Source organism: Pseudomonas sp. CFBP 5748, from assembly GCF_053850495.1.
In genome coordinates, this window is sequence record NZ_JBSPTN010000010.1 from 37,730 (window position 1) to 53,242 (window position 15,513).

At 60.5% G+C, this 15,513-nt stretch carries 11 protein-coding genes and 1 tRNA gene; 11 read left to right on the forward strand and 1 reads right to left on the reverse strand.

Annotation, left to right across the window (positions count from 1 at the left end):
- Window positions 1-251: 251 nt before the first annotated feature.
- Window positions 252-338 (reverse strand) — tRNA-Leu (locus tag ACWNZ1_RS21745).
- Window positions 339-565: 227 nt separating this feature from the next.
- On the opposite strand from ACWNZ1_RS21745, the gene rnr reads away from it, so the two are divergent.
- The 11 genes from rnr (at window position 566) to ACWNZ1_RS21800 (ending at window position 15,470) form a co-directional block, all read left to right on the forward strand.
- On the forward strand, window positions 566-3,184 hold the full coding sequence (rnr, locus tag ACWNZ1_RS21750; RefSeq protein ID WP_135843428.1) for a ribonuclease R: 2,619 nt from the start codon (window positions 566-568) through the stop codon (window positions 3,182-3,184).
- Window positions 3,181-3,942 (forward strand): 23S rRNA (guanosine(2251)-2'-O)-methyltransferase RlmB, encoded by a 762-nt coding sequence (gene rlmB, locus ACWNZ1_RS21755; RefSeq protein WP_135843429.1) that lies wholly within the window; start codon window positions 3,181-3,183, stop codon window positions 3,940-3,942. Before rnr ends, rlmB begins: the two co-directional genes overlap by 4 nt.
- A 309-nt stretch (window positions 3,943-4,251) precedes the next feature.
- A complete protein-coding gene (gene rpsF / locus ACWNZ1_RS21760) occupies window positions 4,252-4,680 on the forward strand; it encodes a 30S ribosomal protein S6 (protein WP_003186395.1) in 429 nt (142 codons plus the stop codon).
- Between the two features lie 28 nt (window positions 4,681-4,708).
- The gene (gene rpsR, locus ACWNZ1_RS21765; RefSeq protein WP_002551829.1) at window positions 4,709-4,939 is read left to right on the forward strand and encodes a 30S ribosomal protein S18; all 231 of its coding nucleotides are present in this window, start codon (window positions 4,709-4,711) and stop codon (window positions 4,937-4,939) included.
- 36 nt (window positions 4,940-4,975) lie between these two features.
- The gene (locus tag ACWNZ1_RS21770) at window positions 4,976-5,869 is read left to right on the forward strand and encodes a hypothetical protein (protein WP_256454154.1); all 894 of its coding nucleotides are present in this window, start codon (window positions 4,976-4,978) and stop codon (window positions 5,867-5,869) included.
- 18 nt (window positions 5,870-5,887) lie between these two features.
- Window positions 5,888-6,334, forward strand: a complete 447-nt coding sequence (gene rplI / locus ACWNZ1_RS21775) for a 50S ribosomal protein L9 (RefSeq protein ID WP_047227319.1) — start codon at window positions 5,888-5,890, stop codon at window positions 6,332-6,334.
- Window positions 6,335-6,470: 136 nt separating this feature from the next.
- Window positions 6,471-7,868, forward strand: coding sequence for a replicative DNA helicase (dnaB, locus tag ACWNZ1_RS21780; RefSeq protein ID WP_135843431.1), 1,398 nt, complete (start codon window positions 6,471-6,473; stop codon window positions 7,866-7,868).
- Between the two features lie 186 nt (window positions 7,869-8,054).
- Window positions 8,055-10,355, forward strand: coding sequence for a YgiQ family radical SAM protein (locus ACWNZ1_RS21785; RefSeq protein ID WP_135843432.1), 2,301 nt, complete (start codon window positions 8,055-8,057; stop codon window positions 10,353-10,355).
- A 280-nt stretch (window positions 10,356-10,635) separates the two neighbouring features.
- Window positions 10,636-11,562 carry an NAD synthetase gene (locus ACWNZ1_RS21790; RefSeq protein ID WP_135843433.1) on the forward strand — a complete coding sequence of 309 codons (927 nt, stop codon included), beginning with the start codon at window positions 10,636-10,638 and terminating at the stop codon, window positions 11,560-11,562.
- Window positions 11,559-12,020: a hypothetical protein gene (locus ACWNZ1_RS21795; protein WP_456027884.1), complete on the forward strand. Its 462-nt coding sequence runs from the start codon at window positions 11,559-11,561 to the stop codon at window positions 12,018-12,020. Before ACWNZ1_RS21790 ends, ACWNZ1_RS21795 begins: the two co-directional genes overlap by 4 nt.
- Window positions 12,021-12,194: 174 nt before the next feature.
- Window positions 12,195-15,470 carry a transglutaminase family protein gene (locus ACWNZ1_RS21800; protein ID WP_135843435.1) on the forward strand — a complete coding sequence of 1,092 codons (3,276 nt, stop codon included), beginning with the start codon at window positions 12,195-12,197 and terminating at the stop codon, window positions 15,468-15,470.
- The last annotated feature ends 43 nt before the right edge of the window (window positions 15,471-15,513 follow it).

The following is a 15,513-nucleotide window of genomic DNA, read 5'->3' on the forward strand; positions in this document are numbered from 1 at the left end:
GAAGACTCGAACTTCCACGACCTTGCGGTCACCAGCACCTGAAGCTGGCGTGTCTACCAATTTCACCATCTGGGCAGCATCTTCAGCGTTGCCGCTGTTGATGTGGCGCACTATACGGAGCGCGTTTTAATCTGTAAACCCCTGTTTTTGTTTTGGTAATTGCCAAACGAAATTGCAGGGGCCAGAAACGCAAAAACCCGCTTTCGCGGGTTTTTGTGAAGCTTGCAGACCGTTGATCTGCTGCTTGAAATTGGTGCCCAGAAGAAGACTCGAACTTCCACGACCTTGCGGTCACCAGCACCTGAAGCTGGCGTGTCTACCAATTTCACCATCTGGGCAGTATCGGCAACGTGTGTACGTCGTCGATGGCGCGCACTATACGGAGCGTGTTTTTAACTGTAAACCCCTCACGGCAAAAAAACCGCTAAATTTCACGAGCGGTGCTTTTTCGGGCTTCAAAAGGTGGCGCAAAAGACTTTAGAAAAGACATCGCGTGCTTGAAATTTCCCGTTTCATTAAGCCTATGCCAAACTAACCCGCATATAGACAAGGTGAAAACTCTCTAATGGCCGATTGGCAGTCCCTCGATCCCGAGGCCGCTCGTGAAGCGGAAAAATATGAAAACCCTATTCCTAGCCGCGAACTGATCCTGGCGCATCTCGCCGATCGGGGTTCGCCTGCTAGCCGCGAGCAACTGGTCGAAGAGTTCGGTCTGACCACCGAAGACCAGCTCGAGGCCCTGCGCCGCCGTCTGCGCGCCATGGAGCGCGACGCACAGCTGATCTACACCCGGCGCGGCACCTATGCTCCCGTGGACAAGCTCGACCTGATCCTGGGTCGCATCGCCGGCCACCGTGACGGCTTCGGCTTCCTGATCCCGGACGATGGCAGTGATGACCTGTTCATGAGCCCGGCGCAAATGCGCTTGGTGTTCGACGGTGACCGGGCCCTGGCCCGCGTGTCCGGCCTGGACCGCCGTGGTCGTCGTGAAGGCGTGATCGTCGAAGTGGTGTCCCGTGCCCACGAAAGCATTGTCGGCCGTTACTTCGAAGAAGGCGGCATCGGCTTTGTCGTCGCGGACAACCCGAAGATCCAGCAAGAAGTGCTGGTCACTCCGGGGCGTAACGCCAACGCCAAGGTTGGTCAGTTCGTCGAGGTGAAGATCACCCACTGGCCAACCCCGCGCTTCCAGCCCCAAGGCGATGTGGTGGAAGTGGTCGGCAACTACATGGCGCCGGGCATGGAAATCGATGTCGCCCTGCGTACTTATGACATCCCGCACGTATGGCCTGAAGCGGTGCTCAAAGAAGCCGCCAAGCTCAAGCCGGAAGTTGAAGAGAAAGACAAAGAGAAGCGCATCGACCTGCGTCACCTGCCGTTCGTCACCATCGACGGCGAAGACGCCCGGGACTTCGACGATGCGGTCTACTGCGAAGCCAAGCCTGGCAAGCTGCGCCTGTTCTCCGGCGGCTGGAAGTTGTACGTGGCGATCGCCGACGTCTCCAGTTACGTGAAGCTCGGCTCGGCGCTGGACGCCGAAGCCCAGGTGCGTGGCAACTCGGTGTATTTCCCCGAGCGCGTCGTGCCAATGCTGCCAGAGCAACTGTCCAACGGCCTGTGCTCTCTCAACCCCCACGTCGATCGCTTGGCCATGGTTTGTGAGATGAGCATCTCCAAATCCGGCGAAATGACCGACTACTGCTTCTACGAGGCGGTGATCCATTCTCACGCCCGTCTGACCTACAACAAGGTCAGCGCGATGCTGGAGACGCCAAAACTGGCCGAGTCGCGCAAGCTGCGCGGCGAATACACCGATGTGGTGCCGCACCTCAAACAGCTCTATTCGCTGTACAAGGTGCTGCTGGGGGCGCGTCATGTGCGTGGTGCGATCGATTTCGAAACCCAGGAAACCCGGATCATCTTCGGTACCGAGCGCAAAATCGCTGAAATCCGTCCGACCATTCGTAACGACGCGCATAAACTGATCGAGGAATGCATGCTGGCGGCCAACGTGGCCACTGCCGAGTTCCTGAAGAAACACGAAATCCCTGCGTTGTACCGGGTCCACGACGGCCCGCCGCCGGAGCGCCTGGAAAAACTGCGGGCGTTCCTCGGTGAACTTGGCCTGTCCCTGCACAAAGGCAAGGACGGTCCGTCGCCCAAGGATTACCAGGCCTTGCTGGCCAGTATCAAGGATCGTCCGGATTTCCACCTGATCCAGACCGTCATGCTGCGCTCGCTGAGCCAGGCGGTGTACAGCGCCGATAACCAGGGCCACTTCGGCCTGAATTACGAAGCCTACACCCACTTCACTTCGCCGATCCGCCGCTACCCCGACCTGCTCACGCACCGGGCGATCCGCAGTGTGATCCATTCGAAGGCGAACACCCCGCACGTCAAGCGTGCTGGTGCGATGAGTATTCCCAAGGCGCGCATCTATCCGTACGACGAGGCAGCCCTGGAGCAGCTCGGCGAGCAGTGCTCGATGAGCGAGCGGCGTGCCGACGAAGCGACTCGCGACGTGGTGAACTGGCTCAAGTGCGAATACATGAAGGATCGCGTCGGTGAGTCGTTCCCGGGTGTGATCACTGCCGTGACCGGTTTCGGCCTGTTCGTCGAGCTGACCGATATCTACGTCGAAGGCCTGGTGCATGTCACTGCGCTGCCGGGCGATTACTACCACTTCGACCCTGTGCATCATCGCCTGGCAGGCGAGCGCACCGGTCGCAGCTTCCGTCTTGGCGATACCGTCGAAGTGCGGGTGATGCGCGTCGATCTCGACGAGCGCAAGATCGATTTCGAGATGGCGGAAAAAACCATCAGTGCGCCGATTGGCCGCAAAAAACGTGGTAGCGAAACCGCTGCGCCTGCGGCCAAGACCGCCGCCGAGCCTGCGTCGTCCAAGTCCGGGCGTCGCGGTCCGGCCAAGGAAAAAGCCGTCGAGGCCTATCGCCCAAGCGATGCGGCGGCGAAAAACGCCGAGTTGCGCAAAAGCCGTGAGATGAAGCAGGCGTTGCTCGCCGAAGCCAAGAGCGGTGGTAAAGCGGCGTCTGGGGGAAAGACCGGAAGGTCGGCCCCGGACAGCGCGACCAGCAAACCGAGCAAACACCGTAAAGGCCCGCCCAAAGCGGGCTCGGCCCCAGCTAAAAGCGGCGGGGCGCGTAAACCCAAGGCCAAGTCATGAGTCAGTTGGAAAAAATCTACGGCGTGCATGCCGTGGAAGCGTTGCTGCGTCATCATCCCAAGCGGGTCAAGCAGATCTGGTTGGCGGAGGGTCGTAGCGATCCGCGAGTCCAGACCCTGGTCGAGTTGGCCAACGAAAGCCGTGTTGCGGTCGGCCAGGCCGAACGGCGGGAGATGGACGCCTGGGTTGAGGGCGTGCACCAGGGCGTCGTGGCCGAGGTCAGCCCGAGCCAGGTCTGGGGCGAAGCAATGCTCGACGAACTGCTCGATCGCACCGAAGGCGCGCCTTTGTTGCTGGTGCTCGATGGCGTGACCGACCCGCACAACCTCGGCGCCTGCCTGCGTTCGGCGGATGCCGCCGGTGCGTTGGCGGTGATCGTGCCTAAAGACAAGTCGGCAACCTTGACGCCAGTGGTGCGTAAGGTTGCCTGCGGCGCGGCGGAAGTGATTCCGCTGGTGGCCGTGACCAACCTGGCGCGCACCCTGGAAAAACTCCAGCAGCGCGGCCTGTGGGTCGTGGGCACGGCGGGCGAGGCTGAGGTCAGCATTTATGACCAGGACCTGACTGGCCCGACCATCCTGATCATGGGCGCCGAAGGCAAGGGCATGCGCCGCCTGACCCGCGAGCATTGCGACTACCTGGTCAAGCTGCCGATGGCTGGTAGCGTCAGCAGTCTCAATGTCTCAGTCGCGACGGGTGTGTGCCTGTTCGAGGCGCTGCGCCAGCGTAGCGTCAAGACTACCGCCAAGAAGCCTTAAGCCGGACGCAAGTCAAATGTGGGAGCGGGCTTGCTCGCGAAAGCGCAGTGTCATTCAACCTATTTGTTGAATGTCGGACCGCATTCGCGAGCAAGCCCGCTCCCACATTGGTTTTTGTGTATGGATGAAGACTGGTGGTTGTTCAAATAATCACCAATCACCTTGCGCCGCCCTCGGCCCTTCTCTACAATTGCGCCCCTTGCTGTGATGGCAGGCACTTATGTGTCTAGCGTCCACAAGTCCATAAGTGTCATTCACTCCTTGTCTGACCGTTTTTGAGCGGCAGGCTACAACCCGTAAGGAGCATTCATGCGTCATTACGAAATCATCTTTTTGGTCCACCCGGATCAAAGCGAGCAAGTCGGCGGCATGGTTGAGCGTTACACCAAGCTGATCGAAGAAGACGGCGGCAAAATCCACCGTCTGGAAGATTGGGGCCGTCGTCAACTGGCCTACGCAATCAACAATGTTCACAAGGCTCACTACGTGATGCTGAACGTTGAGTGCACCGGCAAGGCCCTGGCCGAGCTGGAAGACAACTTCCGCTACAACGATGCAGTGATCCGTAACCTGGTCATCCGTCGCGAAGAAGCCGTTACCGGCCAATCCGAGATGCTCAAGGCTGAAGAAAACCGCAGTGAGCGCCGTGAGCGTCGCGACCGTCCTGAGCACTCTGACAGCGCCGATGGCGATGACAGCGATAGCGACAGCGACAACAGCGATAACGCTGACGAGTAATCCACGGACCTTTTAAGGAGCCAATCACATGGCACGTTTCTTCCGTCGTCGTAAATTCTGCCGCTTCACCGCTGAAGACGTGAAAGAGATCGATTACAAAGATCTCAACACTCTGAAAGCCTACGTATCCGAGACCGGCAAAATCGTTCCAAGCCGCATCACCGGTACCAAAGCTCGTTATCAGCGTCAGCTGGCCACCGCTATCAAGCGCGCCCGCTTCCTGGCCCTGCTGGCCTACACCGACAGCCACGGCCGCTGAGACCGGGCAGTCGATACGTAGCAAAGGATTGAATGCATGCGCGCCATAGCTGAGTTCATTATGCGCGGCCGTATGCAGGCCACTCTGGTAGTGGCTGGATGCGCGGCATTGCCGTTGTTGTATTGGTTGGGTGCTGCCGCGGTGAGTCTTGTACTCCTGCGGCGCGGATTGAAGGACGCCTTGGGCGTTCTTGCTCTGGGACTGCTGCCAGCCTTGTTCTGGTGGTTGTATTCCGCTGACCCGCGGGCACTCATGGTGCTGCTGGGGTCTTCGGCGCTGGCGTTGGTGTTGCGCGCCAGCGAATCCTGGAACCGCGTGCTGCTGGTCAGCATAGCGATGGGAGTGGTGTTTTCAGTGGTGCTCGGGGTGGCTTTTGCGCCCCAGATCGAGATGCTGTCGCAGGCTTTGATAAAAATCCTGCCCGAGGCCCTCGGTGATCTCTACCAGCAGATGTCGGTAGAGGAGCAGGCGCGTTTCGCGTCCCTGATCGCACCGGTCCTGACCGGCCTGATTGCGGCCTTGTTGCAAATCGTCAGTGTGCTGAGCCTGATTGTCGGGCGCTACTGGCAGGCGTTGTTGTACAACCCGGGTGGTTTTGGTCGCGAGTTTCGCGCCATCCGATTCCCGTTTGGGCTGGCGATGTTGCTGCTGGCGGGCATGCTTCTGGGGCCGAACTTCGGTCCGCAGATGGCCATGCTTACGCCGCTGTGCAGTGTACCGCTGGTATTCGCCGCGCTGGCCCTGATGCACGGGCTGGTGGGGCAAAAACGACTGGCCAGGTTCTGGCTGGTGGGGTTGTACGTCACGTTGTTGCTGTTCATGCAACTGATCTATCCGTTGCTGGTGGTCTTGGCCATCGTCGACAGCCTGATTGATTTTCGCGGTCGTATGGCGCCGAAAGACGCCGACAACGCGAACGGTGAAGGTTAAAAGTTAGAGGATTTTCACATGCAACTGATCCTTCTGGAAAAAGTCACCAACCTGGGCAACCTGGGTGACAAAGTAAACGTTAAGGCCGGTTACGGTCGTAACTACCTGCTGCCTTACGGCAAAGCCACCGCTGCGACCGCTGCCAACCTGGCTGCGTTCGAAGAGCGTCGCGCTGAGCTGGAAAAAGCCGCAGCAGACCGTAAGACCTCGGCTGAAAGCCGTGCTGCCCAACTGGCCGAGCTGGAAGTGACCATCACTGCCACCGCTGGCGACGAAGGCAAGCTGTTCGGTTCGATCGGTACTCACGACATCGCTGACGCACTGACCGCCTCCGGCGTTGAAGTGTCGAAAAGCGAAGTTCGTCTGCCGAACGGCACCATCCGCAACGTAGGCGAATTCGACGTAGCCGTGCACCTGCACGCCGAAGTTGAAGCCACCGTACGCGTTGTCGTGGTAGCAGCCTAAGCAACACCTGTCGGTTGGCACCCTCGGGTGCTAGCCGGTAACATCGGGCACGATCCTGTTTACAGGTCGTGCCCTTTGTCTTTCTGCAATTGCTGATTTTCATAACCCCCTGGGTTTCCCAAAGAATCAAGTGGCCATGAACGAAATCACCGCTCCAGAGCAATACGATCTGCAAACCGCTGCCCTGAAGGTGCCTCCGCATTCCATCGAGGCCGAACAGGCCGTGCTCGGTGGCCTGATGCTGGACAACAACGCCTGGGAGCGGGTGCTCGATCAAGTTTCCGACGGCGATTTCTATCGACATGACCACCGCCTGATTTTCCGTGCGATCGCCAAGTTGGCCGATCAGAACATGCCGATCGACGTCGTGACCCTGTCCGAGCAATTGGACAAGGAAGGTCAGACATCCCAGGTCGGCGGTCTCGGTTACCTGGGCGAATTGGCCAAAAACACGCCGTCGGTCGCCAACATCAAGGCCTATGCCCAGATCGTGCGCGAGCGGGCGACCTTGCGCCAATTGATCGGCATCAGCACCGAAATCGCCGACAGCGCCTTCAACCCGGAAGGCCGCACCGCTGCCGAGATCCTCGATGAAGCCGAACGGCAGATCTTTCAGATCGCCGAGGCCCGGCCGAAAACCGGCGGCCCGGTCAGCGTCAACGACCTGCTGACCAAGGCCATCGACCGCATCGACACCTTGTTCAACACCGACAATGCCATCACCGGCCTGTCCACCGGCTACACCGACCTCGACGAGAAGACCAGCGGCCTGCAGCCATCCGACCTGATCATCGTCGCCGGCCGTCCGTCCATGGGTAAAACCACCTTTGCGATGAACCTGGTGGAAAACGCCGTGTTGCGCAGTGACAAGGCGGTCCTGGTGTACTCCCTCGAGATGCCAGGCGAATCGCTGATCATGCGTATGCTCTCGTCCCTGGGGCGTATCGATCAGACCAAGGTTCGTTCCGGCCAGCTGGAAGACGACGATTGGCCGCGCCTGACTTCAGCGGTCAACCTGCTCAATGATCGCAAGCTGTTCATCGACGATACGGCGGGTATCAGCCCGTCGGAAATGCGTGCCCGAACCCGGCGCCTGGTGCGTGAGCACGGTGAGGTCGGGCTGATCATGATCGACTACCTGCAATTGATGCAGATCCCAGGCTCCAGCGGCGACAACCGGACCAACGAGATTTCTGAAATCTCTCGTTCCCTCAAGGCCCTGGCCAAGGAATTCAACTGCCCGGTGGTGGCGCTTTCCCAGTTGAACCGCTCCCTGGAACAGCGCCCCAACAAGCGCCCGGTGAACTCCGACTTGCGGGAATCCGGAGCGATCGAGCAGGACGCCGACGTCATCATGTTCGTGTACCGCGACGAGGTGTATCACCCCGAGACGGAACACAAGGGCATCGCTGAGATCATCATCGGCAAGCAGCGGAACGGCCCGATCGGCTTCATTCGTCTGGCGTTCATCGGTAAATACACCCGATTCGAGAACCTGGCGCCGGGTAGCTACAATTTTGATGACGACGAGTAACGTGTGCGGGCTTGCTCGCGAAAGCGGTGTGCCCGGCAACCTCAGCGTCGACTGACACACCGCCTTCGCGAGCAAGCCCGCTCCCACAGGGGGGAGCGCAATTTCCGACCATAGCCGTCGGAATTGGTTAATTTTTGTGCTATATTCCGCGCCCGCGATTTTTCATCTTTTATACCGGTCATCGACATGCAAGCAGCCAAGCCGTTATTTGACTATCCCAAGTACTGGGCCGAATGTTTCGGCCCAGCGCCATTCCTGCCCATGAGCAGGGAGGAGATGGATCAGCTTGGCTGGGATTCATGCGACATCATCATCGTGACCGGTGATGCCTACGTCGATCACCCGTCATTCGGCATGGCGATCATCGGCCGTTTGCTGGAAGCCCAGGGCTTTCGCGTCGGGATCATCGCCCAGCCGAACTGGCAGTCCAAAGACGATTTCATGAAGCTCGGTGAGCCCAACCTGTTTTTCGGCGTCGCGGCCGGCAACATGGACTCGATGATCAACCGCTACACCGCCGACAAGAAAATCCGTTCCGATGACGCCTATACCCCCGGTGGTTTGGCGGGCAAGCGGCCGGACCGTGCGAGCCTGGTCTACAGCCAGCGCTGTAAGGAAGCCTACAAGCACGTGCCGATCGTGCTCGGCGGCATCGAAGCGTCCCTGCGCCGCATCGCGCATTACGATTACTGGCAGGACCGGGTGCGTAACTCGATCCTGATCGACGCCTGCGCCGACATCCTGCTCTACGGCAACGCCGAGCGTGCGATTGTCGAAGTCGCCCAGCGTCTGTCCTACGGTCATAAGATCGAAGACATCACCGATGTGCGCGGCACGGCGTTCATCCGCCGCGACACCCCGCAAGGCTGGTACGAAGTCGATTCCACGCGCATCGACCGTCCGGGCAAGGTCGACAAGATCATCAACCCGTACGTGAACACCCAGGACACCCAGGCTTGCGCTATCGAGCAGGAAAAGGGACCGGTTGAAGATCCGAGCGAAGCCAAGGTCGTGCAGATCCTGGCGAGCCCGAAGATGACCCGCGACAAAACCGTGATTCGTCTGCCATCGGTGGAAAAGGTTCGCGGCGACGCGGTGCTGTACGCCCACGCCAACCGCGTACTTCACCTTGAAACCAATCCGGGCAACGCCCGTGCCTTGGTGCAGAAGCATGGCGACGTCGATGTCTGGTTCAACCCGCCGCCCATTCCGATGACCACTGAGGAAATGGACTACGTGTTTGGCATGCCTTACGCGCGTGTTCCGCACCCAGCGTACGGCAAGGAAAAGATCCCGGCCTACGAGATGATCCGTTTTTCGGTGAACATCATGCGCGGCTGCTTTGGCGGCTGCACCTTCTGCTCGATCACCGAGCACGAAGGCCGGATCATCCAGAACCGCTCTGAAGAATCGATCATTCGCGAGATCGAAGAAATCCGCGACAAGGTTCCGGGTTTCACCGGCGTTATTTCCGACCTCGGCGGCCCGACCGCGAACATGTACCGCATCGCCTGCAAGAGCCCGGAAATCGAATCCGCGTGCCGCAAGCCATCCTGTGTGTTCCCTGGGATCTGCCCGAACCTCAATACCGACCATTCTTCGCTGATCCAGTTGTACCGCAGCGCCCGGGCCTTGCCTGGGGTGAAGAAGATCCTGATCGCCTCCGGCCTGCGTTACGACCTGGCGGTCGAGTCGCCGGAATACGTCAAGGAGCTGGTGACCCACCACGTCGGCGGTTACCTGAAGATCGCCCCGGAGCACACCGAGGAAGGTCCGCTCAACCAGATGATGAAGCCGGGCATCGGCAGCTATGACAAATTCAAGCGGATGTTCGAGAAGTACACCAAGGAAGCCGGGAAAGAGCAGTACCTGATTCCGTACTTCATCGCCGCCCACCCGGGCACCACCGATGAAGACATGATGAACCTGGCGTTGTGGCTCAAGGGCAACGGTTTCCGGGCCGACCAGGTGCAGGCGTTCTATCCGTCGCCGATGGCCACGGCCACCGCCATGTACCACTCGGGCAAGAACCCGCTGCGCAAGGTCACCTACAAGAGCGACGCGGTGACCATCGTCAAGAGCGAGGAGCAGCGCCGCCTGCACAAGGCGTTCTTGCGTTATCACGATCCCAAGGGCTGGCCGATGCTGCGCGAAGCGCTGACCCGCATGGGCCGCGCCGACCTGATCGGGCCGGGCAAGAACCAGTTGATCCCGTTGCATCAGCCGGCCACCGACAGCTACCAGAGCGCCCGTCGCAAGAACTCGACACCGGCCGGCAGCCACAAGGTGGGCAAGGAAACCACCAAGATCCTGACCCAGCACACCGGCCTGCCACCACGCGCCAGCGACGGCGGCAACGCGTGGGACAAGCGCGAGCAAGCCAAGGCCGCGGCATTCGCCCGCAACCAGCAGGCCGCCAAAGAACGCAAGGATGCCGCCAAGGGCAAAGGTCCGAAGCCGGCGCGCAAGCCTGTCGTGCCGCGCTGATCCTTGAGCGACAACGTAAAACGCCAGCCTGAGTGCTGGCGTTTTGCTTTCTAGCGGCGGTGCTGGCCGTTTGTTATCGTGGCGCCCGCATAGCCCTTGTGGCGAGGGAGCTTGCTCCCGCTCGGCGGCGAAGCCGTCGTAAACCGGCTGGCACGGTCTATCTGGGAAAATTGCATTGGTTTGTTTGGGGCTGCTTCGCAGCCCAGCGGGAGCAAGCTCCCTTGCCACAGGGTTCAGTGTGGATAAAAGTCTCACCCTCCGATTCTCAAGGACGATTCATATGAGCAGCGCTTCAACGGGCATCGGCATGGACCTGAACTTCTCCCAGTTCATGGCCCGCAAACGCATCGAAAGCCAGATCAACCTGCCACGCCTGTTCGCGGCCATCGACGCCGATCCAGGCATTGCCGGGGCGGGCGTGGTGTATGTCGATTCCGAATACAACGTCGTGACCCTGCGCGAATTCAAGCCGATTTGCAGCATCGCGCCCAAGCGCATCATTTTGCGCGAGGCGAAAAAATACATCGCGCCGCAGCAATTCATCGATCAGGTAAAAAGCAGCCCGCGCGAGTCCAAGCTTGGACTTGAAGCAACCAACGCCGGCTTGTCCTGTGTCGCCGCGGTGATTGGTTGGGTGGTGGTGTTCAGTGGAAGCGTCGCTGTGCCCTTTACGGCGGGGGCAAGTGCCTTTGTCGTTGCCCTGGGCGCCGCTGCCGCGACGGCCAGTACCGCGCAATGCGTCATTGGCGGGATGCGGGTGGCGAATGAGCTGACCAACCCGACTGGCAACGATGAGATGAACGACGCTGACTGGTACAACATCGTATCCCCGGTCCTTGACGGGGTTTCCCTGGTGGGCGTCGGCGGGTCAGCCCTGACGACTGTTCGTCTGCTCAAGGCCAATAAAGCGTCTGCCACCGGAAAAAGCTGGTACCAGTTGCTCAAGGGGTTGAACCGGCAGGAACGAAGCAAGTTAACCAAGGAACTGTTGACGCTGAAGGACCCTAGCCTGACCGCAAAATTGCTCAAGCTGCAGCAACGAGCGGGGGCCGTCCCCAAGCGTTATTCTTCTGCGGAAATCAGGCACGCTACGCTGACCCAGATTAAAGACTCCCTGGGTGGCGCTCTGGGCGTTATCGGCAGTTATACAGGGGGCGGCCATGTGAAAACCGTCGCCGTCGGCCTGTACGAGGAGTTCACGGAGTGATCGGCGGGGGCTCACTGAGGAGCTTTCTTGCCCGCTATTTTCCGGTTTTCATGGGCACCATTCTGCTCGGGTGCTTTTCAGGATCAACGCTGCTCGTCTTGGCTGGGACGACTTACTGGCGTGCCTTGGAGGCTTCCGTCAGGGTTGATTATGTCGGGCTCGGCACTTTGGCTCTGGTGGTCATTTTGGTCTTGGGCAACCTCATGATCGCTCGCGGGCGCGCCTGGGCGGTCTGGTGGGTGGCCGGCTATTTCCTGTTATGCCTGGCAGCGGTGTTGCCGATGTTTGCCTACCGACCGCATCAAGGCGTCTACCTGTTCGCTGTGCTACTGCCGCTGCTGGGGCTGTTGCTGCTCAATAGCAAACGCCATCGGGAAATGCGCAGCAAACTGATAGAAATCCGTCGCCAGCGTGAGCTCATCATCCAGGCCGCCAAAGCTGAACGCACACGCCGCTGAGTCGATTCGCTACCTCGGCGCCACATTTATGTGCGCCTCTTTGCACCCGAATGCGAGCATCGCGCGTTTTTAGTGCTCTACTGCGGTATGTAGACGAAGAAAGTGTCCGGCCTGCCTGCATGGCATAAGTCTTGCGCCGCTTTCGATAACGCCCAGGCTCGCAGGAGGCACGCTGTGTCGATCCATGTCGCATTGCATCACGTCACGCATTACCGCTACGACCGCGCTGTCGAGCTCGGCCCGCAGATCGTTCGCCTGCGCCCGGCGGCCCATAGCCGCACGCGCATTCTTTCGTATGCGCTGAAGGTTTCGCCCGACCAACATTTCATCAACTGGCAGCAGGATCCCCAGGGCAATTATCTGGCGCGACTGGTGTTTCCCGAGAAAACCCGGGAGCTGCGGATCGAAGTCGATCTGCTGGCGGAAATGGCGGTGTTCAACCCGTTCGATTTTTTCCTCGAGCCCTACGCCGAAAAGATCCCGTTCTCCTACGCGGCCGATGAACGCAAGGAGTTGGCGCCTTATCTGGAAACCCTGCCGCTGACGCCGAAGTTCCAGGCTTATCTGGACGGCATCGACCGCACGCCGCTGCCGGCGGTGGATTTTCTGGTGGCGCTCAACCAGCGCCTGAGCGAAGACATCAACTACCTGATCCGCATGGAGCCCGGCGTCCAGACCCCGGAGCACACCTTGGAGCACGCGTCCGGCTCCTGCCGCGACTCGGCCTGGCTGTTGGTGCAGTTGTTGCGCAACCTCGGCCTGGCCGCGCGGTTCGTGTCCGGTTACCTGATCCAGTTGACCGCCGATGTGAAAAGCCTCGATGGCCCGTCCGGAACCGAGGTGGACTTTACCGACCTGCATGCCTGGTGCGAGGTATACCTGCCCGGTGCCGGCTGGATCGGCCTGGATGCGACGTCCGGGTTGTTCGCTGGCGAAGGACACATCCCATTGGCCTGTAGTCCCGATCCGTCTTCTGCAGCGCCCATCAGTGGCTTGGTGGAGCCTTGCGAGTGCGAGTTCAGCCATGAAATGTCCGTGGAGCGGATCTGGGAAGCTCCTCGCGTAACCAAGCCTTACACCGAAGAACAATGGCTGGCGATCCAGGCGTTGGGTCACCAGATCGATGCCGACCTGCTGGAGGGCGACGTGCGCCTGACCATGGGCGGCGAACCGACCTTCGTGTCCATCGATGACCCGGACGGCGCCGAATGGAACACCGCCGCGCTTGGACCGGACAAGCGCCGGCTCTCCGCCGAGCTGTTCCAGCGCATGCGCAGTCACTACGCGCCCAAGGGGCTGGTGCATTTCGGCCAGGGCAAGTGGTATCCGGGCGAGCAACTGCCGCGCTGGTCGCTCAACTGTTATTGGCGGCGTGATGGGGTGCCGATCTGGCACAACGGCGCATTGATCGCCGACGAGCAGCAGGACTACGGCGCCGATGGCGAATTGGCGGGGCGTTTTCTGACGAGCGTCGCCGAACGCCTGAACATTCCTGCGCGGTTCGTGTTCCCGGCCTACGAAGACAATTTCTATTACCTATGGCGCGAAGGCGCGTTGCCGTCGAATGTCACGGCCGAGGATCCGCGTCTGGAAGACGCCCTGGAGCGGGCACGCCTGCGCAAGGTCTTCAGCCAGGGCCTGGACAAAGTGATCGGGCAGGTCCTGCCGCTGGCGCGCACCGCCAAGGGCGATCAATGGCAAAGTGGTCGGTGGTACCTGCGGGACAACCACTGCCGGTTGGTGCCGGGGGATTCGCCTCTGGGCTATCGCTTGCCACTGGCGTCCCAGCCTTGGGTGACGGCGGCCGAGTACCCGTTTATCCATCCCACCGACCCGAACCAGGATTTGCCCGAGTTGCCCGACACCGAGCGACTGGCGCGTCATGGCGAGCCGGCCGTCGAACTGGATCGTGTTCCGCAGATCGATAAGTCCGCGGACTGGCTGACGCGCACCGCCTTCTGTGCCGAGGCCCGGGAAGGCCGGTTGTACCTGTTCATGCCGCCACTGGAGCGGGTCGAGGATTACCTGGAACTGGTCAGCGCCATCGAGGCGACGGCCGAAGAGCTGCAATGCCCGGTGCTGTTGGAAGGCTATGAGCCGCCGAGCGATCCGCGCTTGAGCAATTTCCGCATCACCCCCGATCCGGGTGTGATCGAGGTCAACGTGCAGCCATCGGCGACCTGGGATGAGCTGGTCGAGCGCACCGAATTTCTATACGAAGAGGCGCGACAAACCCGACTGACCACCGAGAAGTTCATGATCGACGGTCGGCACACCGGCACCGGCGGCGGAAACCATTTCGTACTGGGGGGGGCGACACCGGCTGACTCACCGTTCCTGCGGCGTCCCGATCTGCTGCGCAGTCTGATCAGTTACTGGCATAACCACCCGTCATTGTCCTACCTGTTTTCCGGATTGTTCATCGGCCCGACTTCCCAGGCACCTCGGGTGGACGAGGCGCGCAACGACGCGTTGTATGAGCTGGAAATCGCTTTCGCGCAAATGCCTCAGCCCGGTGAGGAATGCCCGCCCTGGTTGGTTGACCGGCTGTTGCGCAACCTGTTGATCGACGTGACCGGCAACACCCATCGCGCCGAATTCTGTATCGATAAACTCTATTCGCCGGACGGCGCCACCGGGCGCCTGGGCCTGTTGGAGTTACGCGCTTTCGAAATGCCGCCTCACGCGCGCATGAGCCTGGCCCAGCAACTGTTGCTGCGGGCGCTGGTGGCGCGGTTCTGGCGTGAGCCCTATGCACCGGCGAAACTGGCGCGATGGGGCACCGAGTTGCATGACCGCTTCCTGTTGCCACACTTTATCGAGCAGGATTTTGCCGACGTCATCGAGGAGCTGAACGCTGCCGGCTACCCGCTGCGGACCGAGTGGTTCGCCGCGCACCTGGAGTTCCGCTTTCCCAAGGTGGGCGATTACGCGGTCAGTGGCATCGAGTTGCAATTGCGCCAGGCCCTCGAACCCTGGCATGTGCTGGGGGAAGAGGGCGCGGTGGGCGGCACCGTGCGTTATGTGGATTCATCCCTGGAGCGCTTGCAGGTCAAGCTCAGCGGCCTGGCGCCGCAACGCTACCTGCTGACGTGCAATGGCGTGCCGGTACCGTTGCAACCCACCGGGCGGGTCGGCGAGTTCGTCGCCGGGGTGCGGTTCCGCGCCTGGCAACCGGCCAACTGCCTGCAACCGACCATCCCGGTCCATGCGCCGCTGGTCTTCGATGTGCTCGACACCTGGATGCAACGCTCCGTGGGCGGTTGCCAGTACCATGTGGCCCATCCGGGCGGGCGTAACTACGACAGCCTGCCGGTGAATGCCAACGAGGCGGAGAGTCGGCGAATGGCGCGTTTTTTCCGCATCGGACACACGCCTGGGAAACTTCCGATACCCAACCTGGCAATGGATGACGAGTTTCCCTTCACTCTCGATCTGCGACGTTTTTAACGCCTACACGACACCCGGATATTTCAACTATCCGGGCGTCATC

What these genes read in the sequence shown, in the direction of transcription:
- rnr (WP_135843428.1), top strand. Translation starts at nt 566, where the DNA reads ATGGCCGATTGGCAGTCCCTCGATCCCGAGGCCGCTCGTGAAGCGGAA.
- rlmB (WP_135843429.1), top strand. Translation starts at nt 3,181, where the DNA reads ATGAGTCAGTTGGAAAAAATCTACGGCGTGCATGCCGTGGAAGCGTTG.
- rpsF (WP_003186395.1), top strand. Translation starts at nt 4,252, where the DNA reads ATGCGTCATTACGAAATCATCTTTTTGGTCCACCCGGATCAAAGCGAG.
- rpsR (WP_002551829.1), top strand. Translation starts at nt 4,709, where the DNA reads ATGGCACGTTTCTTCCGTCGTCGTAAATTCTGCCGCTTCACCGCTGAA.
- ACWNZ1_RS21770 (WP_256454154.1), top strand. Translation starts at nt 4,976, where the DNA reads ATGCGCGCCATAGCTGAGTTCATTATGCGCGGCCGTATGCAGGCCACT.
- rplI (WP_047227319.1), top strand. Translation starts at nt 5,888, where the DNA reads ATGCAACTGATCCTTCTGGAAAAAGTCACCAACCTGGGCAACCTGGGT.
- dnaB (WP_135843431.1), top strand. Translation starts at nt 6,471, where the DNA reads ATGAACGAAATCACCGCTCCAGAGCAATACGATCTGCAAACCGCTGCC.
- ACWNZ1_RS21785 (WP_135843432.1), top strand. Translation starts at nt 8,055, where the DNA reads ATGCAAGCAGCCAAGCCGTTATTTGACTATCCCAAGTACTGGGCCGAA.
- ACWNZ1_RS21790 (WP_135843433.1), top strand. Translation starts at nt 10,636, where the DNA reads ATGAGCAGCGCTTCAACGGGCATCGGCATGGACCTGAACTTCTCCCAG.